Annotated in this window: 24 protein-coding genes and 2 pseudogenes; 17 read left to right on the plus strand and 9 right to left on the minus strand. The window is 59.3% G+C overall.

Going from position 1 to position 23,591, the window contains the following annotated elements; genetic code table 11:
* Positions 1-4: 4 nt before the first annotated feature.
* The gene (locus ATY79_RS01405; RefSeq protein WP_088702751.1) at positions 5-1,894 is read right to left on the minus strand and encodes a sugar phosphate isomerase/epimerase and 4-hydroxyphenylpyruvate domain-containing protein; all 1,890 of its coding nucleotides are present in this window, start codon (positions 1,892-1,894) and stop codon (positions 5-7) included.
* A 251-nt stretch (positions 1,895-2,145) separates the two neighbouring features.
* Between ATY79_RS01405 and ATY79_RS01410 the strand changes: the two genes are divergently transcribed.
* The 7 genes from ATY79_RS01410 to ATY79_RS01440 all read left to right on the plus strand — a co-directional run bounded on the left by ATY79_RS01410 (position 2,146) and on the right by ATY79_RS01440 (position 7,581).
* Positions 2,146-2,976, plus strand: a complete 831-nt coding sequence (locus tag ATY79_RS01410; protein ID WP_088702752.1) for a transporter substrate-binding domain-containing protein — start codon at positions 2,146-2,148, stop codon at positions 2,974-2,976.
* A 104-nt stretch (positions 2,977-3,080) separates the two neighbouring features.
* The gene (aroQ, locus tag ATY79_RS01415; protein ID WP_088702753.1) at positions 3,081-3,524 is read left to right on the plus strand and encodes a type II 3-dehydroquinate dehydratase; all 444 of its coding nucleotides are present in this window, start codon (positions 3,081-3,083) and stop codon (positions 3,522-3,524) included.
* A 9-nt stretch (positions 3,525-3,533) separates the two neighbouring features.
* Positions 3,534-4,202: an amino acid ABC transporter permease gene (locus tag ATY79_RS01420; RefSeq protein ID WP_088703004.1), complete on the plus strand. Its 669-nt coding sequence runs from the start codon at positions 3,534-3,536 to the stop codon at positions 4,200-4,202.
* Between the two features lie 11 nt (positions 4,203-4,213).
* A complete protein-coding gene (locus ATY79_RS01425; RefSeq protein WP_088702754.1) occupies positions 4,214-4,855 on the plus strand; it encodes an amino acid ABC transporter permease in 642 nt (213 codons plus the stop codon).
* A 32-nt stretch (positions 4,856-4,887) separates the two neighbouring features.
* The gene (locus ATY79_RS01430) at positions 4,888-5,652 is read left to right on the plus strand and encodes an amino acid ABC transporter ATP-binding protein (RefSeq protein ID WP_088703005.1); all 765 of its coding nucleotides are present in this window, start codon (positions 4,888-4,890) and stop codon (positions 5,650-5,652) included.
* Between the two features lie 19 nt (positions 5,653-5,671).
* Positions 5,672-6,754, plus strand: a complete 1,083-nt coding sequence (locus ATY79_RS01435; protein WP_088702755.1) for a Gfo/Idh/MocA family oxidoreductase — start codon at positions 5,672-5,674, stop codon at positions 6,752-6,754.
* Positions 6,751-7,581, plus strand: a complete 831-nt coding sequence (locus ATY79_RS01440; protein WP_088702756.1) for a ThiF family adenylyltransferase — start codon at positions 6,751-6,753, stop codon at positions 7,579-7,581. Before ATY79_RS01435 ends, ATY79_RS01440 begins: the two co-directional genes overlap by 4 nt.
* A 3-nt stretch (positions 7,582-7,584) precedes the next feature.
* Here the strand turns inward: ATY79_RS01440 and ATY79_RS01445 are convergent, their stop codons facing one another.
* Positions 7,585-7,902, minus strand: a complete 318-nt coding sequence (locus tag ATY79_RS01445) for a DUF6665 family protein (RefSeq protein ID WP_088702757.1) — start codon at positions 7,900-7,902, stop codon at positions 7,585-7,587.
* A 92-nt stretch (positions 7,903-7,994) separates the two neighbouring features.
* Complete coding sequence (locus ATY79_RS01450) at positions 7,995-8,297, minus strand: hypothetical protein (RefSeq protein ID WP_088702758.1); 303 nt, start codon at positions 8,295-8,297, stop codon at positions 7,995-7,997.
* Between the two features lie 131 nt (positions 8,298-8,428).
* On the opposite strand from ATY79_RS01450, the pseudogene ATY79_RS01455 reads away from it, so the two are divergent.
* The 4 genes and pseudogenes from ATY79_RS01455 to ATY79_RS01470 all read left to right on the plus strand — a co-directional run.
* Positions 8,429-8,722 (plus strand): annotated as a pseudogene (locus tag ATY79_RS01455) (multidrug ABC transporter ATP-binding protein); the annotation flags it as partial.
* Between the two features lie 79 nt (positions 8,723-8,801).
* Complete coding sequence (locus ATY79_RS01460; protein WP_088702759.1) at positions 8,802-9,695, plus strand: helix-turn-helix domain-containing protein; 894 nt, start codon at positions 8,802-8,804, stop codon at positions 9,693-9,695.
* A 162-nt stretch (positions 9,696-9,857) separates the two neighbouring features.
* The gene (locus ATY79_RS01465) at positions 9,858-12,032 is read left to right on the plus strand and encodes a TonB-dependent siderophore receptor (RefSeq protein WP_088702760.1); all 2,175 of its coding nucleotides are present in this window, start codon (positions 9,858-9,860) and stop codon (positions 12,030-12,032) included.
* Positions 12,033-12,090: 58 nt separating this feature from the next.
* Positions 12,091-12,591: pseudogene (locus ATY79_RS01470) on the plus strand (iron chelate uptake ABC transporter family permease subunit); the annotation flags it as partial.
* A gap of 143 nt (positions 12,592-12,734) precedes the next feature.
* On the opposite strand, the gene ATY79_RS01475 reads toward ATY79_RS01470, so the two are convergent.
* From ATY79_RS01475 to ATY79_RS01485, 3 genes are all read right to left on the minus strand, one after another.
* Positions 12,735-13,025 carry a DUF1236 domain-containing protein gene (locus ATY79_RS01475; protein ID WP_088703006.1) on the minus strand — a complete coding sequence of 97 codons (291 nt, stop codon included), beginning with the start codon at positions 13,023-13,025 and terminating at the stop codon, positions 12,735-12,737.
* 81 nt (positions 13,026-13,106) lie between these two features.
* The gene (locus tag ATY79_RS01480; RefSeq protein ID WP_088702761.1) at positions 13,107-14,414 is read right to left on the minus strand and encodes a hemolysin family protein; all 1,308 of its coding nucleotides are present in this window, start codon (positions 14,412-14,414) and stop codon (positions 13,107-13,109) included.
* A 231-nt stretch (positions 14,415-14,645) separates the two neighbouring features.
* A complete protein-coding gene (locus tag ATY79_RS01485; RefSeq protein WP_088702762.1) occupies positions 14,646-15,224 on the minus strand; it encodes a DedA family protein in 579 nt (192 codons plus the stop codon).
* A 377-nt stretch (positions 15,225-15,601) separates the two neighbouring features.
* On the opposite strand from ATY79_RS01485, the gene ATY79_RS01490 reads away from it, so the two are divergent.
* On the plus strand, positions 15,602-16,381 hold the full coding sequence (locus tag ATY79_RS01490; RefSeq protein WP_189637939.1) for a pyrroline-5-carboxylate reductase: 780 nt from the start codon (positions 15,602-15,604) through the stop codon (positions 16,379-16,381).
* Here the strand turns inward: ATY79_RS01490 and ATY79_RS01495 are convergent.
* On the minus strand, positions 16,378-16,926 hold the full coding sequence (locus ATY79_RS01495; RefSeq protein ID WP_088702764.1) for a cupin domain-containing protein: 549 nt from the start codon (positions 16,924-16,926) through the stop codon (positions 16,378-16,380). The genes ATY79_RS01490 and ATY79_RS01495 overlap by 4 nt on opposite strands.
* Before the next feature lie 142 nt (positions 16,927-17,068).
* Here ATY79_RS01495 and ATY79_RS01500 point away from each other — a divergent pair, with 142 nt between their 5' ends.
* The 3 genes from ATY79_RS01500 to ATY79_RS01510 all read left to right on the plus strand — a co-directional run bounded on the left by ATY79_RS01500 (position 17,069) and on the right by ATY79_RS01510 (position 21,194).
* Positions 17,069-18,403, plus strand: a complete 1,335-nt coding sequence (locus ATY79_RS01500) for an aspartate aminotransferase family protein (protein WP_088703007.1) — start codon at positions 17,069-17,071, stop codon at positions 18,401-18,403.
* A gap of 194 nt (positions 18,404-18,597) precedes the next feature.
* Positions 18,598-19,275, plus strand: coding sequence for a dimethylsulfonioproprionate lyase family protein (locus tag ATY79_RS01505; RefSeq protein ID WP_088702765.1), 678 nt, complete (start codon positions 18,598-18,600; stop codon positions 19,273-19,275).
* A 119-nt stretch (positions 19,276-19,394) separates the two neighbouring features.
* Positions 19,395-21,194 carry a PAS domain S-box protein gene (locus tag ATY79_RS01510; protein ID WP_088702766.1) on the plus strand — a complete coding sequence of 600 codons (1,800 nt, stop codon included), beginning with the start codon at positions 19,395-19,397 and terminating at the stop codon, positions 21,192-21,194.
* A gap of 38 nt (positions 21,195-21,232) precedes the next feature.
* On the opposite strand, the gene ATY79_RS01515 is transcribed toward ATY79_RS01510, so the two are convergent.
* Positions 21,233-21,517 carry an acylphosphatase gene (locus ATY79_RS01515; RefSeq protein WP_088702767.1) on the minus strand — a complete coding sequence of 95 codons (285 nt, stop codon included), beginning with the start codon at positions 21,515-21,517 and terminating at the stop codon, positions 21,233-21,235.
* A gap of 193 nt (positions 21,518-21,710) precedes the next feature.
* Between ATY79_RS01515 and ATY79_RS01520 the strand changes: the two genes are divergently transcribed.
* Together ATY79_RS01520 and ATY79_RS01525 are read left to right on the plus strand one after the other, a co-directional pair.
* A complete protein-coding gene (locus ATY79_RS01520) occupies positions 21,711-22,004 on the plus strand; it encodes a hypothetical protein (RefSeq protein ID WP_088702768.1) in 294 nt (97 codons plus the stop codon).
* Positions 22,005-22,101: 97 nt separating this feature from the next.
* Complete coding sequence (locus ATY79_RS01525; RefSeq protein ID WP_088702769.1) at positions 22,102-22,773, plus strand: hypothetical protein; 672 nt, start codon at positions 22,102-22,104, stop codon at positions 22,771-22,773.
* A gap of 1 nt (position 22,774) precedes the next feature.
* On the opposite strand, the gene ATY79_RS01530 is transcribed toward ATY79_RS01525, so the two are convergent.
* Complete coding sequence (locus ATY79_RS01530; RefSeq protein ID WP_088703008.1) at positions 22,775-23,569, minus strand: aldolase/citrate lyase family protein; 795 nt, start codon at positions 23,567-23,569, stop codon at positions 22,775-22,777.
* Positions 23,570-23,591: the final 22 nt, after the last annotated feature.

Genomic DNA, 23,591 nt, shown 5'->3' on the forward strand with positions numbered 1-23,591 from the left:
CTGATCAGACGGCATCCTTCGGCACACCTTCCGGCCGCATCTGCCTCTTGAGTGCGGCAATGCGGAAAATGGCGTTCGGCGCGCCGTAACCCCGATAGCCGCGTCGTTCGACGATCTCGAAAAAGAACCCCTCGCCGTAGTTGCCGCTGTAGAGCTGGAAATATTCGCCATGCTCGTCGCGGTCGTAGAGAATATTTTCTGCCTTCAATCGCTCGGTCAGATCCGGGTCAAGGCCAAAGCGGGCCTCGACATCATCATAGTAGTTCTGCGAGATATGGAGCGGTTTGAAGCCCTGCTTTCGAAGGATTTTCGAAGTGGCGAAAATGTCGTTGGTCGAAAAGGCCAGATGCTGGATGCCCGAACCGAATTTCTCGGCGATAAAGTGACCGGCGAGCGTGCGCCGGTTTTCGGCGCCATTCATCGTGAGGCGCAGCGTGCCGGTTTCATTTTCAACGACCTGACTGCGCACAACGCCGCTCGGATCGATGATATCGACGATCGGCGTCTTCCTGGTCTCGAAGATCGAGGTGTAGAAGAGCAGCCAGGTCAGCATTTCATCATAGGCAACCGTCTGGGCGATATGATCGAACCGCAGCAATCCGACGCCGCCGCTATCGCTGTCGTCAGCCACCTGTTCGAAATCGATCTCCGAGAAACGGCCAAGCGGGCTCTTGTCATCGATGAGATAGACGAGCCCCCCGCCGACCCCTCGAATGGCCGGAAGTTCCAGCTCACCATCGGCCACCGGCTGGCGAAACGGCTCGGCATCGAGCGCGAGCGCGCGGCCATAGGCTTTGGCGGCATCGTCAACGACGAGTGCCAGTGCGTAGGCTGATGTGCCGTGAACGGCATATGCGGCACTGGCAAAGCCTGCAGGATCGACATTGACGAGGATACGAATGTTACCCTGCTCGAACAGAGAGACCTTTTTCGAACGATGAACGGCCGCCTTGCGAAAGCCAAGGGCCCGCAGCAGGGCGATCAGTTCAGCGGCCTCGTCCTCGTCCGTGGCGAATTCGACGAAGCCCACGCCCTTGACGACAGCGCGTTTGGGCATCGGCACCCCAATCGGCGTCTCGACCTTGCTGCGAACCTGATCCGCCAGATAGATCAGCGAGCGATGGCCATCCGCGGCGATTGCGCGCGCGGAGCCACCACGGAACTGATCATTGAAAATCTCGAGCGAGAAGTAGCCGTCATACCCGGTCGAGGCCACGGCTTCGGCAAACGCAGTTACCGGTAGATCACCCTCGCCCGGCATGTTGCGAAAATGACGGCTCCAATAGAGCAGATCCATATCGATCAGCGGCGCATCGGCCAACTGGACAATAAAAATCTTCTCCTTTGGGATCGAGCGGATCGAGTTGATGTCGATCTTGCGCGAGAGCGAATGGAAGCTGTCGAGGATGAGCCCGACACTTGGATGATCGGCACGCCGTACGATCTCCCAGGCATCACGGTGGTCATTGACATAACGTCCCCAGGCAAGTGCCTCATAACCCACCTTGAGGCCGCGTTTGGCGGCACGTTCTCCCAGTTCGTGAAAGTCGGCGGCCGCGCGATCGATGCCTCCAAGGGCGGCCTGCGAGACGTTCGAGCAGACGAGCACCATCTCGGTTCCAAGCTCCTGCATGACGTCGAACTTGCGCTCGGCCCGGTCGAAGGTCCGGCTTCGAAGTGCATCCGGCATGCCTTCGAAATCGCGAAACGGCTGGAAGAGCGTTATCGCAAGCCCCAGATCGCTCACCATCTTGCCGACGTCGGCGGGGCTCCCGTCAAAAGCCAGGAAGTCGTTCTCGAAAATCTCGACACCATCGAAGCCCGCCTGCGCAATGGCTTCAAGCTTGTCGGGCAGTTCACCGCTGAGCGTCACCGTCGCAATCGAGGTCTTCATAATTCAAAACCCTTTCCATCGGCGCCACGAGAGCGCCGCCACCGGCCGATCTGCATCACGGACCAACTCTCGATAATGGCATTATGCCGAATGTCGTGAGCATTTCAAATCAATTGGTCAAATCGAAAGTCTCATATGATTTTAAAAAACTCTGTTGATTTGTGACAAGTCCTCTGGCAAAAAGTTGGGCATGCAGTCGGGAGAGGATGACTGTTGGGTCCGCACGACCACCAAAAAAGGAGGAGGAATCAATGTTCAAATCGATGCTGACGCGCAGAAATGCAATGCTTTATGCGGCTGGTCTCGTCGCTGCCGTCGGGCTCGCAAATCCGGCTGCCGCCGTCACGCCGGAGGAAATCAAAGCCAGAGGAAAGCTCATCGTTGGTATCCAGGGCGACAACCCGCCATGGGGCTTTGTGACGAGCGGTGGCAAGCAGGACGGCCTTGATGCCGATATTGCAACACTTTACGCAAAGGAACTGGGTGTTTCAGTCGAGTTCGTGCCGCTGGAAGTCAACAACCGTATTCCCGCTTTGACCACGGGCCGCGTCGACGTTCTCTTCGCAACGATGGCCATGCTGCCGGAACGCGCCAAAGCCGTTCAGTTCTCCAAGCCCTATGTTGCCAACGCCATCGTGCTGATTGCTCCAAAGTCGATGTCAGTCAAGACGAATGACGACATGGCCAATCTCTCGATCGGCGTCGCGAAAGGTGCGGCGCAAGATACCCAGGTCACCAAGAACGCGCCGCAAAGTGCTACGATCCGCCGTTTCGACGGTGATGCACCGAGCGTCCAGGCGCTGGTGTCCGGCCAGGTGCAGGCGCTCGGCGGCAACATTTTTTACATGGATCGCGTCGAAAAGGCCCGTCCGGGCGAATTCGAAAACAAGCTGGAGTTCCAGAAGCTCTACAACGGCGCTTGCACGCGGCTTGGCGAGAAGGAAATCAACGCCTCGATCAACGCTTTCATCGACAAGATCAAGGCCAATGGCGAACTCAAGAAGATCTACGACAAGTGGATGAAGGTGCCGGTTCCGGAATTCCCCGAGAGCCTCGACGGCATTCCGTTCACCGCCAACTGAGCCCGCCAATCGCTTTGCAAGAAAGCAGTCTGGCGGGCGTTGCGATGCCCGCCAGTGATATCGCGATGCCGAAAACACGGCTTTGGGCGTCTTTGGGAGCGATCATGAACAAGACGATATTCGTGCTCAACGGGCCAAACTTGAACCTTCTTGGTGAGCGGGAGCCTTCCGTCTACGGCACGACAACGCTTGCGGACATCAGAAAAAGGTGCCTCGCCAGGGCCAATGAGCTTAGATTCGACGTCGACTTTCGCCAGACGAATTTCGAAGGTGAACTGGTAGAGAGCGTGCACCAGGCACGCAAGGAGGCCTGCGGCATCATCATCAACCCCGCCGCCTATAGCTTCACCTCGATTGCGCTTCTCGACGCGCTGAAAACCTTCGATCCGCCAAAGATCGAGTTGCACATTTCCAACGTGCATGCCCGTGAGAGCATCTATCACAAGTCCCTCATCTCTCGCGTCGCAACGGGGATCATCATCGGCCTTGGCGCAGCCGGGTATGAATTGGCGATCCAGGCCATGGCCGGCATGGTCGGACGCGACTGAGGAGGGATGATGACCTACACGCTGGATTTCACGCCCGTCATCGAGGGCCTGCCAAACCTGCTCCTCGGCTGCCTGGGCACGCTACTGCTTGCGCTCTGCGGTATGCTTTTGGCAATCGTCATCGGCATCGGCGGGGTCGCGTTGCGAGATTCTCACCACAAGCCGCTGCGCTGGCTGGTGATCGGCTTTGTCGAGCTCATCCGCAACACGCCATTCCTGGTCCAGATCTTCTTCCTCTATTTCGCCCTCCCCCTGGCCGGCATCCGGCTGGATCCGACGCCGACGGCGATCATTGCGCTTGGGATCAACGGCGGCGCCTACGCCATCGAGATTATCCGCGGCGGCGTCCAGTCGATCTCCAAGGGGCAGATGGAGGCGGGCCTGGCGCTCGGGCTGCATAAGGCTCAGGTTTTCCGCCTGATCATTCTCAAGCCGGCACTCAGGGCGATCTATCCGTCGCTGACCAGTCAGTTTGTGCTGTTGACGCTTTCGACCAGCATCGCCTCGGCAATCTCCGCCTATGAGCTCACCTCGGTTTCGCAGCGCATCGAGTCCGAAAGCTTTCGCAGCTTCGAAGTCTATTTCACGGTGACGGTTTTCTACCTCGTCATGTCCTGGCTGATGATGCGCCTCTTCGCGTTCTTTTCGGCACGTTATTTCACCTATCCGGTCAAGTAGGAGCCAATTCGATGGGCAGCGAAGAATTCGTCTTCCTTCTGATCGGTCTCAAATGGACCGTCATCTTGTCCGCGGTTGGTTTTGTCTGCGGATGCATTGCCGGGCTTGGTGTGGCGCTCGCGCGCACCTCGGAAATTCCGCTGCTGGAGCGGGTGATGGCGGGCTATATCGCAGTATTCCAGGGAACACCGCTGCTGATGCAGCTCTTCGTGGTCTATTATGGTCTTGCCCTGATCGGCTTCAGGCTCGATGCCTGGGTGGCCGTCGCGATCGGCCTGACGCTACATGCCAGCGCCTATCTGGGCGAGATCTGGCGCGGCTCGATCGAAGCGGTGCCGCGCGGCCAGACGGAAGCCGCAAGAGCGCTCAGCCTCAAATATGGTTCCCGCATGAAGGACGTCATTCTTCCACAAGCTCTACGCATCTCCCTGCCGGCAACAATCGGGTTTCTGGTGCAGTTGATCAAGGGAACCTCGCTCGCCTCTATCGTCGGCTTCACCGAGCTTACCCGCGCCGGCAACATCATCTCAAACCAGATCTTCGAGCCGCTGACGGTCTTCGGGATCGTCGGCGCCCTGTACTTTCTGATGTGCTGCCCACTGACGATCTTCGGTGCTCGCCTGGAACGGAAGTTTGCCGCCGCATCGCGGTGATTTCCGGCGCCGACCACGAAAGAGATGAAACCATGAACACTGCCTCGAGCGCATCGACCGCAAAGACCGTTATCGCCATGAACCATGTGGAGAAGTGGTATGGCGCATTTCAGGCCCTGCACGATATCAACCTGTCGGTTCTAAAGGGCGAGAGGATCGTGCTGTGTGGCCCATCCGGCAGCGGAAAGTCGACGCTCATTCGCTGCATCAATCATCTGGAGACCTATCAGAAGGGCGAAATCCGGGTTGGTGGCATCCTGCTTGGAAAGCAGGCGAAGGCGATCGACGCGATCCGCCGCGAAGTCGGCATGGTCTTCCAGCAGTTCAACCTCTTTCCGCATCTGACCGTGTTGCAGAACTGCATGCTGGCGCCGATGCGCGCGCTTGGCGTGGGAAGGGCCGAGGCCGAAGACCGCGCACGCTCGCTGCTTGGGAGGGTCAAGATTCTCGAACAGGCCGACAAGTATCCGCTGCAGCTTTCCGGTGGGCAGCAACAGCGCGTCGCCATTGCGCGTGCGCTCTGCATGCGCCCAAAAATCATGCTCTTCGACGAGCCGACCTCCGCCCTCGATCCGGAAATGGTCAAGGAAGTGCTCGATACCATGATCAGCCTTGCCGATGAAGGCATGACGATGGTCTGCGTGACCCATGAAATGGGCTTCGCCCGGCAGGTGGCAAACCGCATCATCTTCATGTCGAACGGCGCCATCGTCGAAGAGGCGCCTCCCGGTGAATTTTTCACCAATCCCCGCCACGAGCGCACACGTAAATTCCTCGGCGAAATCCTGCGCAACTGAGACCTCCAAAGGAAATTTCATGTCAGCCGCCTCGCAGACGCCTCCCTTGAAGATTGCTGTGATGGGCGCCGGCCTCATCGGAAGGCGCCATATCGAAGGCATTCTGGCCGAGCCGCGCACGACATTATCGGCCGTGATCGACCCCTCGGATGCCGGGCGGGACTTTGCGGCAACAAAGGCGGTTCCATGGTTCTCCACTGTTGCCGAAGCAACCGCAACGGAGCGCCCGGATGGAGTGATCATTGCCACTCCGAACCAAGTTCATGTCGCCAACGCCCTGGAGGTCGTCGCGGCCGGAATTCCGGTCCTTGTCGAGAAGCCGATCGCCGACAGTGCCGAAGCAGCAGCCGTCCTTGTCGCCGCCGGCGCAAGAGCAGGCGTGCCAATCCTGATTGGTCACCATCGCCGTCATAACCCCATGATCCAGGAAGCAAAGCGCGTTCTCGAAAGTGGTCGGCTCGGCAAGACGCTGACGGTGCAGGGAACATTCTGGGTGGCAAAGCCGGACGACTACTTCCATGTCGACTGGCGCCGACAGCAAGGTGCAGGCCCTACCTTCATCAACCTGATCCATGACGTTGATCTGTTCCGCTATTTCTTCGGCGAGATCGACGCCGTCCATGCGATGGAATCGAATTTGGCGCGCGGGTATCCTGTCGAGGATACCACCGTCGTCCTGCTCCGGTTCGCAAGCGGTGTGCTTGGGACTTTGAGTGCCTCCGATGCTGTAGCCTCCCCCTGGAGCTGGGAAATGACGACCGGGGAGAACCCGGCTTATCCAAAGCAGGATCAGTTTTGCTATCAAATCGGCGGGACCGGCGGATCGCTGGCCGTTCCCCAGCTCGCACTTTGGACCAACATGTCGAATCCCGATTGGCTTCAACCGCTTGTCAAAGAGCACTTACCATTCACTCCGGCCGATCCACTGACAATACAGCTCCAGCACTTCTGCGATGTCATAAGTGGCGAGGCAGAGCCTCTTGTCAGCGGCAAGGAAGGGCTTGCCACCCTGCGCGTCATCGAAGCGATCAAGGCATCGGCGCAGTCAGGCGAGACGATCCACCTGGATAAAACCCCGGCTTCGACGAGGTCACTGAAATGATAACTGGAACCACGCGGCTTATTGCGCATCTCGGCTATCCGACGGAAGCTTTCAAGGCTCCGCTGATCTACAATCCCTATTTCGAGAGGAGCGGCATCGACGCCGTCGTCGTGCCAATGGGTTGCAGGGCAGAAGACTATCCGTCGTTCCTCAGGCTCGTCTTCAGACTTTCGAATATTCATGGCGCCCTCGTCACGATGCCTCACAAGATTACGACGATGGGATTGATCGACGAGGTCTCCACCAACGCCAAGGTTGCGGGCTCCTGCAATGCGGTCAGGCTGGCGCCGGACGGGCGGCTGATCGGCGACATGTTCGACGGCGAAGGCTTCGTGCGGGGCCTCTTGCGCAAGGGGCGGACAATCGCGGGAGCGCAGGTATTGATCCTCGGCGCCGGCGGCGTCGGGTCGGCGATCGCCGCGTCACTGGCAGGTGCTGGGGTGCGGCGAATTGCACTGCACGATGACAACATGGTCACGCTGAATGGGCTTAAAGGCCGCCTGGCTACATACTATCCGGATACTGACGTGACTGCCGGCTCGAACGATCCGACCGGCTTCGATATCGTCGTCAATGCGACGCCTCTGGGAATGCGGAAAGGCGATCCGTTGCCACTGGACGTCTCTCGCCTGTCTGCGTCCACCTTCGTGGGCGAGGTCGTCATGAAGGAAGAGATCACGCCACTGCTTGCGGCGGCGCGCCAGCGCGGATGCCCATTCCAGGTTGGCACGGATATGTTGTTCGAGCAGATCCCGGCCTATCTGGAGTTCTTCGGATTTCCAACGACAACGGCAGATGACCTGCGATCAATCGCACGGCTTCAATGAGGATTACTTGCGCGCGGCGCCGAGCCTTGCAAGAACCTCGCCGGGGATCTCATAGAGCTTGATGACATCCTTGCCATTGTGGAGCCCGCAAATCTCGCGCTGGATAAACAACGCCCAAACGGCTTCCGAGGCCTCGTCGACAAGAGTTTGTCGGTCAATTCTTCGGTTGCCTGGCGACCATGCCGCAAGCTTCGCCAGCGCGGCTTCGGCTTTCCTGCCCTGACGGCCCAATGCGTCTGCTCTCACTGAGGCAAGCTCATATTCAAGCGGATTCAAGGCACTCGACTGGCCGGAGATTGATCGTGGTGGCCTCAGACTCACACTGTCTCCTTTCCGCACATGCGCCTCATTGTCGTCGGGCAGCGAAGTCGCGATGCAAACGGGCTAGCACGCCTCCTTGCTCGGCACGTTTGCTATATCCCATCGCGCCTCAGCGGTGGCTTCCGGGCCTTTGATCGGGAACTAATATCACGTGCTGGCATGGCAACTGCCTCGGCCGAAACGACTTGAGGCGGATTGATCTCGCCCGGCCGAGCCCGCCCAAGCACGACACGTCCGGACAAACCGCCGGGCGACAAAAAGGTCGCATAAAGAGGTGTGCGGGCGCTGTGTTCGCGCGCCTCGACGCCAAATGAGCTGGCCGCCGCAAGAGCGGTCAATGAAGGCGTCACCATCTTTTTGGCACGCACCACCGCGCCTTTGCCAAACTCGATCATCAATCAGCTCGTTTCAGCCCTGCGCCAGACGTCCTTCATCGCAACGCCGCGGCCAACAGCCAAGTCTAACCCTTAGGCGCTGTTGAAGAAAGATATCGCGTCTTTGGCCCTGATTTTAAAGCGGCGTGGCCAGAAGAAAGCGTGTCGCCATTGCTCGCATGTTCCTGAAGAACCCTCCAATCCTGATCCTCGACGAAGCGACGTCGGCTCTCGACGCCGAGACGGAGCCGTTCAGCGCTGGCTTGCCGGCCTGTCGGCTGGGCACACGCACTCGCTATCGCTCATCGGCTGGCGACCATCCAGGCAGCGGGCCGGATTGTCGTCGTCGACGCCAAGGGCATCGTCGAGCAGGCACGCATCACGAGCTTATTGCCAGACACGGCGCCTATGACCGTCTTCATGACGCGCAGATGAAGAACCACTGAAAAACCCGACACGTCACGATTGATGCGATGCAATAAACTTGATAATTGCGCACATGTTTTACCATTGCAGGACATCCCCATGACATTTCAGCCGCGCATGCAAAACGCAATCGAGGGTTTCTCGGTCGTTGGCGGGCTGAGGCGTCGAAACTGGAACGGCATCACAGCAGACCTGTGGGATGTCGAATGCGGCGCCTATGCGGGCGGACACTACGTGGCACGCGATCCGCGGCTCTTCATTCTTCTCGATCATCTTGGGCGTGGTCGCCCCTCGGTCAGGCGTTCAGCAACGGCGGCCGGAGCGCCTCAGGACCGCCTGTACAGTCCAATTTCCTACATTCCCGCAGACATGGAGTTGTGGGTGGATATCGCAGACGTGCACTCGATGCGTCATCTCGACGTCCATTTCGATGCCGATATTGTCGGTCAGCGGCTGATGGAAGAGATCGATCCGCAAAGGCTCAAAGAGCCGCAACTGCTCTTCTTCGACCAGAGGGCGATAGCGCTTGCCGAATTGATCGCCACGGAGATCGCCAGTCGCGCTCCGCTGCATGATCTTTATGGCGATGGCCTTGCGCTCTCACTTGTCATCGACGTCCTGAAGATGGTCAAGACGCCGGCGCGCAAGCGCGGTGAACTGGCATCCTGGCAATTGCGCCGCGCCACCGAGTTCATGCGGGAGAATTGCGGTCGAAACATCCGCCTGCAGGAACTGGCGGAACTGACTGGATTGTCGCAGTCGCATTTCAGCCACTCGTTCAAGGCCTCCACCGGCCTCACACCACACGATTGGCAAATGAACGCAAGACTTGAGCTTGCCAAACAGCTGTTGTGCGCCAGCAAACAGGGTCTCACCGCGATCGCCGTCGAGACCGGCTTTTCCGACCAAGCGCATTTTACCCGTGTGTTTCGCAAGCACGTTGGCACGACACCGGCGCGCTGGAAACGATCAAAGGGCGAGCCGGGCGAGTGATGCATTTTTGCAAAGATTTGCCCGCGAATTCTGGAATTGCCCAAAATCGTTCAATCGCCGCCGATCCGGCCAAGCCCAACTATTAAATTTGAGTTAATCGCTCACCTTATCCGTGCTGGTGCCTGGCGGGCGGCCGGCGGGCGAATAAGCGGGGTAGAATGAATGTACAAGGTAGAAGGTTTCCAGGGTTCGCGCCGGGCTCTCAGTGCAAGCGTCACGCTGATCGGTATTTGCGCGTCCTGGACAGCGCAGGCGCAGACCGCCGATACGGCACTTGCGCCGATCATTGTTCTAAGCAAGGGCGCCGATAAGAGCGCGACCGGTCCTGTGAACGGATACGTCGCCAAGGAGACCACGACCGGATCCAAGACAGACACGCCACTCAACGAGATCCCACAGGCCGTCTCGGTTGTCGGAAGGCAGGAAATGGACGACCGCGGGGTCGTCAGCAAAGTCGATGAAGCGCTGCGCTATACGCCTGGCGTGACGGCTGCGCCCTATGGCACGGACGCTGATACCGACTGGTTCTATATCAGAGGCTTCAACGCCACCCAGACCGGCGTTTTCCTGGATGGCCTCAGCTTGTTCAGCTATGGGTTCGGTGGGTTCCAGATCGATCCGTTCATGCTGGAGCGCGTCGAGGTCCTCAAAGGCCCCGCCTCGGCTCTTTACGGCGGCTCCAACCCGGGTGGCATCGTCAACATGGTGCGCAAGCGACCGACGGACGAGCCCCATTACTACACTGAGACCGGCATCAACAGTAACGGCAACGGGTTTGGCGGTTTCGACTTCTCGGACAAGGTCGGCAGCAGCGACACGATGAGTTATCGCCTGACAGGCAAGATCGCCGGCGGCGACAACTATTCCGATTTCTCGCACGACCTTCGCGGCTTCATCATGCCGCAGCTGACAATTTCCCCTGACGCCTCCACCAATTTCACAGTATGGGCTTATGCCGGCGGCCTTGATCAGGTGCATGTCGGCAATGGGTTCCTGCCTTACGTCGGCACCGTGGTGGACGCGCCGTTCGGCAAGATACGCCGCGACTTCTTCCCGGGCGAACCCGACAGCGACAGCGGCCGCTATAGTCAGGAAATGGTCGGCTATGAGCTGGAGCACGCGTTCGACAACGGCTGGAAACTGTCGTCGAACTTCCACTACGGGCATCTTAACAAGTATGAATTCGGGCCCTACCCCTACGGCTATGTTGGCGCAACACCGACTGCGCCGAACTACGAGCTGCTGCGCATCGGCTTCGAGGGCGACACCAGCGCCGACACCCTGGCGTTCGACAACCGCGTCGAGAACGATTTTGAACTTGGTGGTGCCACCCATACCGTCATGGCAGGGATAGACTACCGATACTACCGCATCGACAATGTTCAAAACTCGCTGTTCGGCACGACGCCAATCAGCCCGGTCAACCCGATCTACGGGCTACCGCTGCCGCCGAACAACCCGCTTTACAACCAGGTCCTGGCAATGAACCAGCTCGGCCTCTACGCCCAGGACCAGCTCCGCTTCGGCGATGGCTGGATCGCCACCCTTAACGGCCGCTACGACTATGTGCTGACCGACATGGACGACCGGCTTCCAGCAAACGACGACTTTAACACCTCTGAAGGGGCTTGGAGCGGTCGTGCGGGGCTCGCTTATGAATTCGGCAATGGCGTGACGCCATACATCAGTGCCGCAAGCTTCTTCAACCCGTTGGTTGGGCTTGGCGCGCAAGGCCCGCTGGTACCCGAGGAAGGCGAGCAATTTGAAGCCGGTGTGAAGTACGAACCGACCTTCATGGATGCGACCTTCACAGCCTCGGTCTTCCACATCAACAAGCGTAACAACGTCGTGTCGATCGCAGTGCCACCGTGGCAGGATCAATTGGGTGAAGTCAGATCCCTGGGCGTTGAGCTGGAAGGCAAGGTCAACCTCAACGACAACTGGAAGGTTCTCAGCTCATTTACCTATAATGATGTCGAGATCACCAGGAACGATCCCAATCCATCGCTTGTCGGCAAGACACCGTATATCGTGCCCGACGTGACAGCCTCGCTGTGGCTCGACTACACCGTGACAACAGGCACACTCGAGGGCCTGAGCCTCGGCGCAGGCGTGCGATACAAGGGCGAGTCATGGGCCGACGAGGCCAATACGCTCAAGGTTCCGGACGCTGCCCTTGTCGACGCGGCGGTTCGCTACAAAAAGAACGATTGGGTTGCATCGCTCAACGTCACAAACCTCTTTGACAACGTATACGTCGAAAGCTGCGGCGGTGTGGGCGCATGCGGTTACGGGGACGCACGTACCTTCACCTTCAAACTGAGCAAAGTCTGGTAACATATTAATTTTGAATAGCAAGAAGGCCACCGCGCCTTCTTCACTCGATTGGAGACGAATTTGAGCACGTCACTACATGCGAAGCTACATTCTCATGACCTGGATCTCGGGCTCGACCAATCGGGCCGGGACGCTTGAAGCCTGGACAGCGATCATTTCGCTGATCGTCTTGACCGCGCCGCTCATCCTGATGACGCGCTGGTTCGCAATCCTGCCGCTTGGCACGGTGTTGGCGCGCAGTGTCGGACTTGGCGTCACATCGACACGCCTTCTGCTTGCCGTCCTTGCCGCGCTGATCACAGCGATCTCTTCCTTCCTCATTGGACCGCTGAGCCTCACCGGCTTGATCGCACCCCACCTGTCGAAACTGACAGGCTTCCACCGGGTGCACCATAGCCTGAGGGCTGCCATGCTGATCGGCGCCGGCCTGCTTGTCCTGGCCGACTGGTTGTCGCGCGTCGTCATCTATCCCTACCAAGTGCCGGTCGGCCTTTTCGCCGCCCTGATTGGAGGACCGTATCTTCTGTGGCTTCTTGGTCGAAAGGAACCGCGTGCCTAGCGCGTCCGCCAGGGATTGCGAAAGCGCCCGGGCGCGTCGTTAGCGTCTGCGCTCGGTCGCATCGGCCAGAGTTACCTTCCGTAACGCAAGGCGGATGCATCCGAGCGCAAGCATAACATCAACGATCACCATAAACCGATTGATTATCTGATGATTTCGATCACGCGATGCGTATGCGGATCGACGATTACACGTTGCTTGTTGATGACCGTGTAACCGTATGCATCATTGCTTGGGATGGTGCGTATTTCGATCGATGACGGCAGTTCTGTTCCGACAATGACATCACCATCATAGACAGTGGAAGGGACGTCCTGTTCGGTAATGTAGGTCCTCACTTCGCCCGGCACGGTCACAACAGCTGTCTGAGCCATAGCGGTGCCGGTAAACGCAAATGCTGCTGCCGCAGCCGTAGCTATTGTAAGAGCTTTCATGTCTGCCTCCATATGAAAAGGGAACTCCCCTTTCACATGAAGGTTCCTTCACGAACATGGCAGGAGGGTCGAGCGGCGACCTTACTGAAGGGTTCGGCTTCCATCGCCGGGAGGCAGTTCAGCAGTCAACAGAAGCTTGTCGATCCTGCGTCCATCAAGGTCAACGACCTCGAACCGCCAGCCGTTCATGACGAAACTCTCACCAACCTCGGGCAGATGCTTCATCTCTTCCAGCACGAGCCCGGCGACCGTCTGATAGTCCCTGTCGTCGGCAACCTGAAAGTTCATGAAATCCGCAAACTCGTCGATCGGTGTCCAGCCGGATACGAGATAGCTGCCATCGTGACGTCGCACGATGGCCTTTTCTCCAATCGAATCCTCCTGGACTGCGCCAAGGATCGCCTCCAGGATGTCGCCGGAGGTGATGACGCCTTCAAAGTGGCCGTATTCGTCGTAGACCAACACCATGTGGCAGCGTGAGCGGCGAATGGCCTGAATGACGTCAAGAGCGCCTGAAAGATCAGAAACGATTGGCACCTCCTGCACAATCGTGGTGATGTCGACATGGCCGGACGACGCAAGCGCGTCATAAAAATCCTTCGCCAGAAGCACGCCGATGATTTCGTCGGAGCTGTTCTTACGCACCGGCAATCGCGCCTGCACGGTCCGGCGGAGTTGATCCCTGATCTCGTTGAAACCGTCCTCGACATCGATCACCTCCACATCGCGGCGCGGTGTCATCAAGGCCCTGGCATTTCGGTCTGCCAACCGCATGACACCTGAGATCATCGCCGATTCCTCCGTCTCGATGACGCCGGCGCTGTGCGCCTCCGCAAGCACGGTCTTGATCTCTTCATCGGTCACGACGTCACCGGACTTACCCTGTTGGCCAAGCAGACGAAGGATGGTGCGCCCGGAGATGTCCAGCAACCAGACGAGCGGGGCCGCCATGCGAGACAGGAACATCATCGCCGGAGCGACCTTGCTTGCGACCGTCTCGGGCGCGCGAAGCGCGATCTGCTTTGGCACCAATTCACCAACGATCAACGACAGGTATGTGATCGCGACCACGACCGAGCCGACCCCGAGCGCGTCGGCTGCGGCCCGTGACAGGCCATGCGTGCCGAGCCAGTCGGCCAGGCGCGCACCGAGCGTTGCACCCGAGAATGCACCGGACAGCACGCCAACGAGGGTGATGCCGATCTGCACGGTCGATAAAAACCGTCCTGGTTCCTCAGCCAGCCGGATGGCCATGGCAGCTCCGCGACTTCCCTGATCGGCGAGGACTTTGAGACGAGCCGGCCGTGAGGAAACTACCGCAAGTTCGGACATGGCAAGAACGCCATTCAAGATGGTGAGTACAGCAACGATTGAAATTTCGAGAAGCAAAAATGAAAACCCTGTTGTTTCGAAACTAAGCGAAACATAGGCATTCTCCCACAGAACACCAGCGCCAAGGCCGTCTCAGTGATTGTTTCTTTCGCTGATCGCAGCGAGATCGGATCGCTGCAATTGCGCCAGGAGCGCCATCACTTTGCGTTGACATCTTTCGAGCCTCCCACGGCTCGATCAACGCCGGCCGCGTTCGCCCGTGACCCGATGTTGATTGCTCGCTTCTTCTCAAGCGCCCGGGCGCGCCGCGCGTCTCGCCATTGCTCGCCGCAAAGCGTAGGCACTGACCGGAACAAGGATTGCGACACAGACGAGCGCGATCAGCAAATGCAAGTGCAGCTCCAGCCGTCCGAGCACGGCCTCTACGGCCTGTCCGGCGAGAAACCCAATTCCCGTCATCAGGAGGCCCCAAATCAGGGCGGCGATCGCGTTGAGCGTGACGAACCTCAGCGCCGAAATTCTGGAGACGCCAATCGCAACGGGACTGATCGTACGGATGCCGTAGATGAAGCGGAAGGCGAGAATGAAGCTTGTCGGATACGCTTCCAGGAACCGCGTCACTCTCCCAATCGGTTCCGATCCAAGCAGCCTTTGAACATAGGACCACTTCGTGGCGTAGCGACCGGATAGAAAGAAGAACTGGTCTGCGACAAACGATCCGAGACATGCAGCCAACGCGACCTGCCAATATGGAATGAGCTGCCGATGGGCGAAAACGCCACCCAGAAACGCGGCCGTTTCGCCTTCCACCGCAGCCCCGAGAAAGACGGCCAGCACGCCGTATTCACCAATCAGCCTCTCCAGCAATGTCTAACCTCCGGCGGCCCAACGCTGCGCAATCTGCCCTGAATTGCGTTTTGCGGCAACGCCCGCCGAAGGCGCCCTCCCGACACACCGAGGCGAGCGGTCAGACGCGTGCGACCTGGAGAGGCCCTTGCTCGATGAAACCATGCCGGGCAGCCGGTCGCCCAGGCCTATTCCCGATCAATTGCTCTGGCGATGCCAGCCCGCGGGAGTCGTGGCATAAATCGAACTCCACGCGGTACATGGTGAAAAAGATGTCATGTCGCGCAGGCGAGCCCTAGGGTTGTCTGCAGCCTTGCAAGCCCGCTTGCGACACGATATCCCGCTCTTGCACAGGAATGCGCGACCTATATCGTGCTCGAGCGCTCAGGGGAACAGTCGTGGACGTAGGGACGATCGGCTTCATTGGAACTGGAACCATCACTGACGCCATGGTCAGGGGCCTGCTGACCAATCCTGCTGCCGTCTCGCTGGTGACGATTTCGCCCCGCAACGCCAAGATCGCGCGGGCGCTGGCTGATGACTTTGCCGAGGTTTCGATTGCAGCCGACAACCAGGCTGTCATCGACGCGAGCGACATGGTTGTCCTGGCCGTGCGCCCGCAGATTGCCAAGGACGTTCTGAGCGGACTGACGTTCAGAAAGGGCCAATTCGTTGTTAGCGTCATTGCCGCGACCAACCGCAAGACGCTTCTGGAAAGGATCGGGGCCGATGTTCACCTCGTTCAGGCCATCCCATTGCCTTTCGTCGCGGATCGCGAGGGAGTGACTGCCGTTTTCCCGCCAGACGCACATGTTGCGGCGCTCTTTTCGGTTCTTGGCACGGCTGTCGAATGCGAGAGCGAGGATGAGTATGACCTCTTGGCGGCGGCGAGTTCATTGATGTCAACCGTCCTTGGGATCATGGACGTCTCGGCGGCGTGGCTGGAGCAGCGCGGCCTCGCCAAAGGCAAGGGGCGCGCCTATATCGCACCGCTGTTTGCCAGTCTTTCGCAGACAGCGCTTCGTTCCGACACTGTTACGCTCGAAGAGCTCAGCGGCGAGTTTGCGACAAAGGGCGGCCTGAACGAGCAGGTCTTGTCCGACTTTCATCAAAACGGCGGACGCGATGCCTTGATCCTGGCGCTTGAGCGCGTTCTGGCAAGGATAAAGGGCGCCTAGAAGGTCGGCGGCGTGCAGGCACTGATGACCTCGCACGCGACCGGCCCAACGCATCGGAACCGGTGCGGCCGCCGGCTTTCAAAGTAATAGGCATCTCCCGGCCCCAGGATCCGGCGTTCGTCGTCGACCGTCACCTCGAGCCGCCCGGAAAGGACAATTCCTCCCTCTTCTCCCTCGTGGACGAGCGCAACCTTGCCGGTGTCGGAGCCTGGCTGATAGCACTCCTTCAGAATCTGCAGGCTACGGCCAAACAGGCTTTCCCCTACCTGCCGATAGGAGATTGCCCCCTTCCCGATCTCGACGAGTTCCTCGGCCGCGTAGAATGCCTTTCTCGGCCGCTCCGGTTCGAAGGCGAAGAATTCCGCGAGACCGATGGGAATACCGTCGAGGATGCGTTTCAACGCGCCGACGGAGGGGTTGGAGGAATTCGACTCGATCAAGGAGATCGTCGAATTTGTGACACCAGCGCGCTTTGCCAGTTCACGTTGCGAGAGATTGTGCGTCATCCTCAGATGACGAAGGCGGTTGCCGATATCGACTGACATGTGGCGTGTTTCATCTGTTGATTATATCGAACATATTCACCCAACACCTATGAAATTCAAGTGTTTACTCACATGCAGAAAAGGACTTGTTCCGTGACGGAAATCACTGAACATGAAGCCACGCACAATGGAGACGATAGTGGTGGACCAGATCAGCATTTCCAACCGGCCTTCCCTCGATAATTTCTGGATGCCGTTTACGGCAAACCGCCAGTTCAAGGCCACGCCCCGGCTGCTCGCCTCGGCTGAAGGCATGTATTACACCGATATCGACGGCAACAAGGTGCTGGACGGCACCGCCGGCCTTTGGTGCGTCAATGCCGGCCACGGGCGCAAGCGCGTTGCCGACGCCGTTGCCCGCCAATTGCAGGCATTGGACTTCGCTCCGACGTTTCAGATGGGCCATCCTGTTGCCTTCGACTTTGCCGAAAAGCTCGCAAAGATCGCGCCGGGCGGCCCGGCCGCAAAACTCGATCGCGTGTTCTTCACAGGCTCCGGCTCCGAATCCGTCGACACGGCATTGAAGATTGCAATCGCCTATCAGCGCGCCATTGGCCAGGGCACGCGCACGCGTATCATCGGTCGCGAGAAGGGTTATCACGGCGTTGGCTTCGGGGGCATTTCGGTCGGCGGGCTTGTCAACAACCGTCGGGTCTTTCCGCAGATTCCCGCAGACCATATGCGCCATACCCTCGACATCGAACGTAACGGCTTCTCGAAGGGCCTGCCCGAGTACGGCGTCGAGCTTGCGGACGATCTGGAGCGCCTCGTCGCGTTGCACGGCGCAGAAACGATCGCCGCCGTCATTGTCGAGCCGATGTCCGGATCGGCAGGCGTGATCCTGCCCCCAAAGGGATATCTGGAGCGCCTGCGCGCCATTGCCGACAAGCACGGCATTCTGTTGATCTTCGACGAGGTGATTACCGGCTTCGGCCGCCTGGGCACGCCATTCGCCACCGACTATTTCGGTGTCGTTCCCGATCTCGTCACCACCGCCAAGGGCCTGACGAACGGCGCCATTCCGATGGGCGCGGTCTTTGCGAGCCGATCCGTCTACGACGCGTTGATGGTCGGGCCGGAAAACCAGATCGAACTCTTCCATGGCTACACCTACTCCGGTCACCCGGTCGCCAGTGCCGCCGGCATCGCCACTTTGGAAATCTACGAGGAGGAAGGACTGCTCACGCGGGCGGCATCCCTGGCGGGCACATGGCAGGACGCCCTACACTCCCTGAAGGGGCTGCCGCATGTCGCCGACATCCGTAACCTTGGGCTCGTCGGTGCCGTCGAGCTTGCGCCACGCGACGGCGCTCCGGGGACACGCGCCTATGACGTCTTCGTGGACTGCTTCCGCAACGGGCTGCTCATTCGTGTGACTGGCGACATAATTGCGCTCTCGCCGCCACTCATCATTGAGACGGGCGAAATCGAAAGCATCGTGGCCATCCTGGCGGATGCCTTGAAGCGTGCAGCCTAGCTGGCATGTCCGGACCGTTTCTGTTTGGCGATGAACAGCCAAACAGAAGCGCAACGCGTTCGTTCGATGAAGAATTCTGCCATCCGCCGCTTGGCATCGCGTCAGCATCCTTGCAAAAGGCGCTTCGAACAGTTTGCTTTTTGATCCCACCGGGATAAGGATCCCTGAGTGTGACCAAGGAGTTTTCCATATCGATGTCGAAACCCCGGTTGAGACGGGAAGCAGATCTCCTTCTGCATCGTGGGACCAGGGCTGCCAGCGGCGACTATCCCGTGAGCCGAGCGCGCAGACCTGCCGCCGTACAGCGCCTGATCGGTGCGTTGGGCAACATCATGCTGTCCGATGCGGCTCCATTGATGGAAAAATTCGTTGCCGGGAAGGTGTTTCACCGGCTGCAGGACCCGGGGGCGATCGCAACCAAGCCGGCCACGCCAGTGCCGTTGGGGCCGCAGTTGCAGTTTGCGTTGCGCAACTTGAGCTCGAAAGGCCAGCCCTTCGCCGAAGTCGCGGCAGCCATCAGCGATGTCGCCAAAAACCTGGAATGGGTTGCGAGCAAGACCGGCCCATTTGCCAGCATCAACATAGAGCACACGCATGCGCATGCGGTGGTGGCGGGCATATCGGGGGTAGAGGAACGAGACGACGTCGCCCTCGGCCTGACGATCATGGCGCCGTACAGCCGCTTCCCGGATCACATTCAGTATCGCTCCCGTGTTTTCCTTGCGCTGTCCGACTGCGAGTTTTCCTGTGACGACAAGGGATGGCAGCGCGCTTGCGTCGGCTCCATCTTCTTCAATGAAGCGGGCCACAACGTCGCGATGCGGTGCACCGCACGACCTCTTCTGGCTGCCTGGTGCCATGTCGAGCGCTAGCGGATCGCTTCCCTGATTTGCCTCTTGACGTTTGCGCGCCAAACCTTTGAATGGCAAAGGCCGTTCTAGAGAGGACAAAACTCCTGCGCAGCAGCGATACAAATCCCGGGTCAGGCGAGATGGCCGATCGCATTTATGGCGATGACTGGGAAGCAAGCGGCCTTGGCCCGCCGTCTTCGTGGCCGCCCTGCCTGAAATCGGCCGTCGACATCATGCTGCCGGCCAAAGCTCAGATCGTCATCTTCTGGGGCCCGGATTTCATTGCCTTTTATAATGATGCCTATGCGCCCACCATCGGTAGCAAGCATCCTCAGGCCCTCGGCCGCCCCGCCCGCGAGAACTGGAGCGAATTGTGGAGCGACCTGGAACCGCTGCTGCGGCGTGTCCTCGACGATGGAGAAACGGTGGTTGCAGAAGACCGGCCGTTTTATATCGAACGGCACGGCTATCCCGAGACCGTCCACTTCGACATTTCTTATTCACCGATCAGGGACGATGCTGGCAAGGTTGGTGGCGTTTTTTGCATCGTCAGCGAGACGACGGAACGCGTGAAGTCCGAAACGGCATTGCGGGAGAGCGAGGAGCGGTTTCGCGCAATATTCTCGCAGTCGGCAGCGGGCATCGGCCAGTCGGATCTCGCCGGGAGGCTCCTGCTCGTCAACAGCCGCTTCTGCGAGATCATCGGCTACTCTGAGGCTGAGCTTTTGAAGATGCGGGTGCAGGACATCACGTTTCCGAGGGACCTCGACGACTACGTTCACGCCTTCAGGACAATGCTTCAAACCGGACAGAGCTTTGAAATCGAGAAGCGCTTCGTTCGCAAGGATGGCAGCCTGGTCTGGGTAGCGAATTCGGTCTCGCCAATGCGCGACGCGAATGGCGACATACGCCAGGCTGCCACCGTTGTGGTCGATATCACGGAACGCAAGCGCGCTCAGGAGGTTGAGCGTCGTCTTGCCGCGATCATTGCCTCGTCCGACGACGCCATTCTCAGCACAGATCTGAACATGAGGATCACCAGCTGGAACAGCGGAGCCGAAAAGCTCTACGGCTATTCGGCCGAGGAAGCGATCGGCCACTCGGTCGTACTGCTCGTTCCCGACGACAGGATTGAAGAGGAGCCGGCAATCATCCGCCAGGTCAGCGCCGGTCTTAAGGTTGATCCCTATGAGACCAAGCGACGGCGCAAGGATGGTCGCCTGGTCGACGTGCTGCTCAGCGTTTCGCCTATCTTCGACCCTTATGGCAGGATCGTCGGGGCATCGAAAATAGCGCACGACATCAGCGCGCGAAAGGAGGCCGAGCGGCTCCAGACCGTTCTCGTTGGCGAACTCAACCATCGCGTGAAGAACGTGCTCGCAACGGTGATGGCCATCGCGCGACAGACGCTCGGTCGAGAGGAAGCAAATCAGGCGGGAGTGGACGCATTCGAGGCTCGTCTTGCCTTGATGTCGAGAGCGCACGATCTCTTGACGCACGGCAACTGGGAGCAGGCAGAACTGGAGACGGTCGTGCGACAAGCACTGTCGCCCTATCAACCCGACAGGATCTCGATCTCGGGCCCGCCCATTCAACTCGCGCCGCGCGCCGTCGTATCGATTTCGCTGGCACTGCATGAACTGGCGACGAATGCCGCCAAGTATGGAGCCCTGTCCGTTAAAGACGGCCGGGTTTCGATCGAATGGTCGTTTCCGGGGGATGATCCTGCCAGGCTGAGGCTGCAGTGGCGGGAAACGGGAGGCCCAAGCGTTGTGCAACCCTCGCGCAAAGGTTTCGGTTCGCGTCTGATCGAAAGCCTGCTGGCGGCCGAATTGAAAGGTGATGTGACAATCACCTATGATCCGGCCGGCGTGATCTGCGTGGTCAACGCCCCTATTGGTGGATGGGATCACGATCAATCGGCCTTATCTTCGCCGTGATATCTGCGTCAGGCAGTTCCCGCAGGCTCGCTGCCAACCTATACCGTGATCTGGAATCCAGAGGGTGCTTTCGCCAAGGATGCCGTTTGCGCCTCCACTGCAACGACAGACGCGCCGGGTGGTCCTTTCCAGAACTCCTTTAGCATTGCCGAAACAGCCGTTTCCGGACCGGCGATGAGAGCGCTCACAGAGCCATCGCCTTCATTGCGAACCCAACCCGCCAGCCCGAGCTCCCTGGCCCGCGCCCGTGTCCAGACGCGAAAGCTGACGCCCTGAACCCGACCGGATATCCGCACCAGTACCGCCTTGGAATCCTCGTCCATGCTAGCCTCCATTTACGCCTGCCTTGTCAGCAATCTGGCGCATCCGAAAAGAATTCAAGCGTCGCTCACGCGGCGGCATGTCGCCCCCGTTAAGCATGGATCGGTATTTCGACGCCAGAAATGCGCGAACCGCTTTACCGAATCAAACGCTGCGCTACATTGATAAGTGCTTCAACTTGAAGGGATCTCGATCATGCGCAGGCTTATCGCAGTGACTTCAGTGCTCCTCGTCAGTTTCGTCGGTTCAGCCTTTGCGCAAGCAAGTATGGGCATGGACAGTAGCGGCCGCTTTGACGGCTCGCCGCCACTTGGTACTTCGCCCGACAGCGAGGGAACCGGCGGTGGAGGGCTCTCGATCCCGATCGACTTTGGCGCCACCAGTTCGACTTCCGGCTCGATCCAATGGACAGGATGCCCCGAGGACCAGCGCGGACGAGCGCATGGCCGGACCAACACGCTGACAAATCAGGCGTGCCGCAACGACTAAGCGAGACTTCTGTGACGTCACCCCGCGGCGCGAATTGGCGGTTCGCGGGGTGCTTTGCATGTGCTAGGGGGAACGTGTAACACGAGGCACAACAGACATGCTCCCCTGGATTCAACTCGCTTCCGCCGCCATTCCCGGAGAAAATGGTGAATTGCGTCTCAAGCAGAGAGGCAGTGAATTTTCGATCATGCTGGGCTCGAACGAGCTTATGAACAGCCGCCTGAGTGGCTCGGAGGAAGCGCTTGCGACGCTTTCGCGAGAAAAGATCAAGGCACATGCGCGGCCCAACATACTGATCGGTGGCCTCGGCATGGGCTTCACACTTCGCGCTGCCCTGGCCGTTTTGCCAGAGGATGCTGCGATCATCGTTGCCGAACTGGTGCCGGCCGTCGTGCAATGGGCCCGGGGGCCGATGTCGGAGGTATTCCAGGGCTGCCTCGACGATCCCCGCGTTGCCATCCATGAGGGCGACGTTGGCGAGTTGGTACGGCGTAGCACTGCACGGTTCGACGCCATCCTGCTCGACGTGGACAACGGTCCGGACGGACTTACCCGCCGCTCCAACGATCGTCTCTATGATTTCGCGGGTCTGCGCGCCGCACGCGATGCGCTGCGACCCGGGGGCGTTCTCGCCGTCTGGTCATCCGGACCGGACGCCTCCTTCACCCGGCGGCTTCGTGACTGCGGCTTTGCCGTCGACGCCGTCAACACGCGCGCCAACGGCAAGCGCGGCGGCGTGCGTCATGTCATCTGGCTGGCCGTCAAATAGATCAGCCTGCCTGAACCCGCCGTGCAGCTGCAATCGCACTGGCAGCACCAGCCCGCAGCTGCTGCGTGTCGGCCCCGGCTATGACGAAATCAAAACCCATTCTCAACAGTTCACCGGCCCGCTCGCCATTGCTGCCGAAAACGCAGGCGAATTTGCTGTGCGCCCGGCAACGCGCGATCAGATGCTTGAGAACACCGTCGACCTCGGCCGTGTCAGGCGCCACTTTCGCTCCATCCGACAATGCAATGGACAGATCGGACGGCCCGACAAAGATGCCGTCGATGCCATCGACCCGCATGATTTCATCCGCGGCGTCAAGGGCGGCGCGTGTCTCGATCATGGCAATCGCCACAGTCTGCTCGTTGGCTTTCGCGAGATATTCTGCCGCGCAAAGCCCAGTGTGATTCATCGCCAATGTCGGCCCCCAGCTGCGCTCGCCGACCGGCGGGTACTTGGTGGCTTTCGCCAAGGCTGCGGCGTCCGCCGCCGAGTTGATCATCGGCGCAATGATGCCCGACGCTCCTGCATCGAGAAGCCGCGAGGCGGATGCGAAATCGCCGACCGGAATTCTGGCGAGCACGGGCTTGCCGGCAAGCCTGCCCTGGCCGATGCCAATGGTGGCTGATCCGATATCCCAGACACCGTGCTGCATATCCAGCACGATGGCATCAAAAGCCTCTTGCGCCAGATGATTGACGAAAAGCGGATCGGGAATACCGATCCATGCGGATATCAATCCACCCTTTCCGCTTCGGATCCGCGTTGAGAAGCCGTCGATCGTCGTTGCGCCACTCATGTCACCCATGGGATCTCCTTTT

The organism is Rhizobium sp. R693, assembly GCF_002211315.1.
In the GTDB taxonomy this organism is placed as follows: Bacteria; Pseudomonadota; Alphaproteobacteria; order Rhizobiales; family Rhizobiaceae; genus Rhizobium.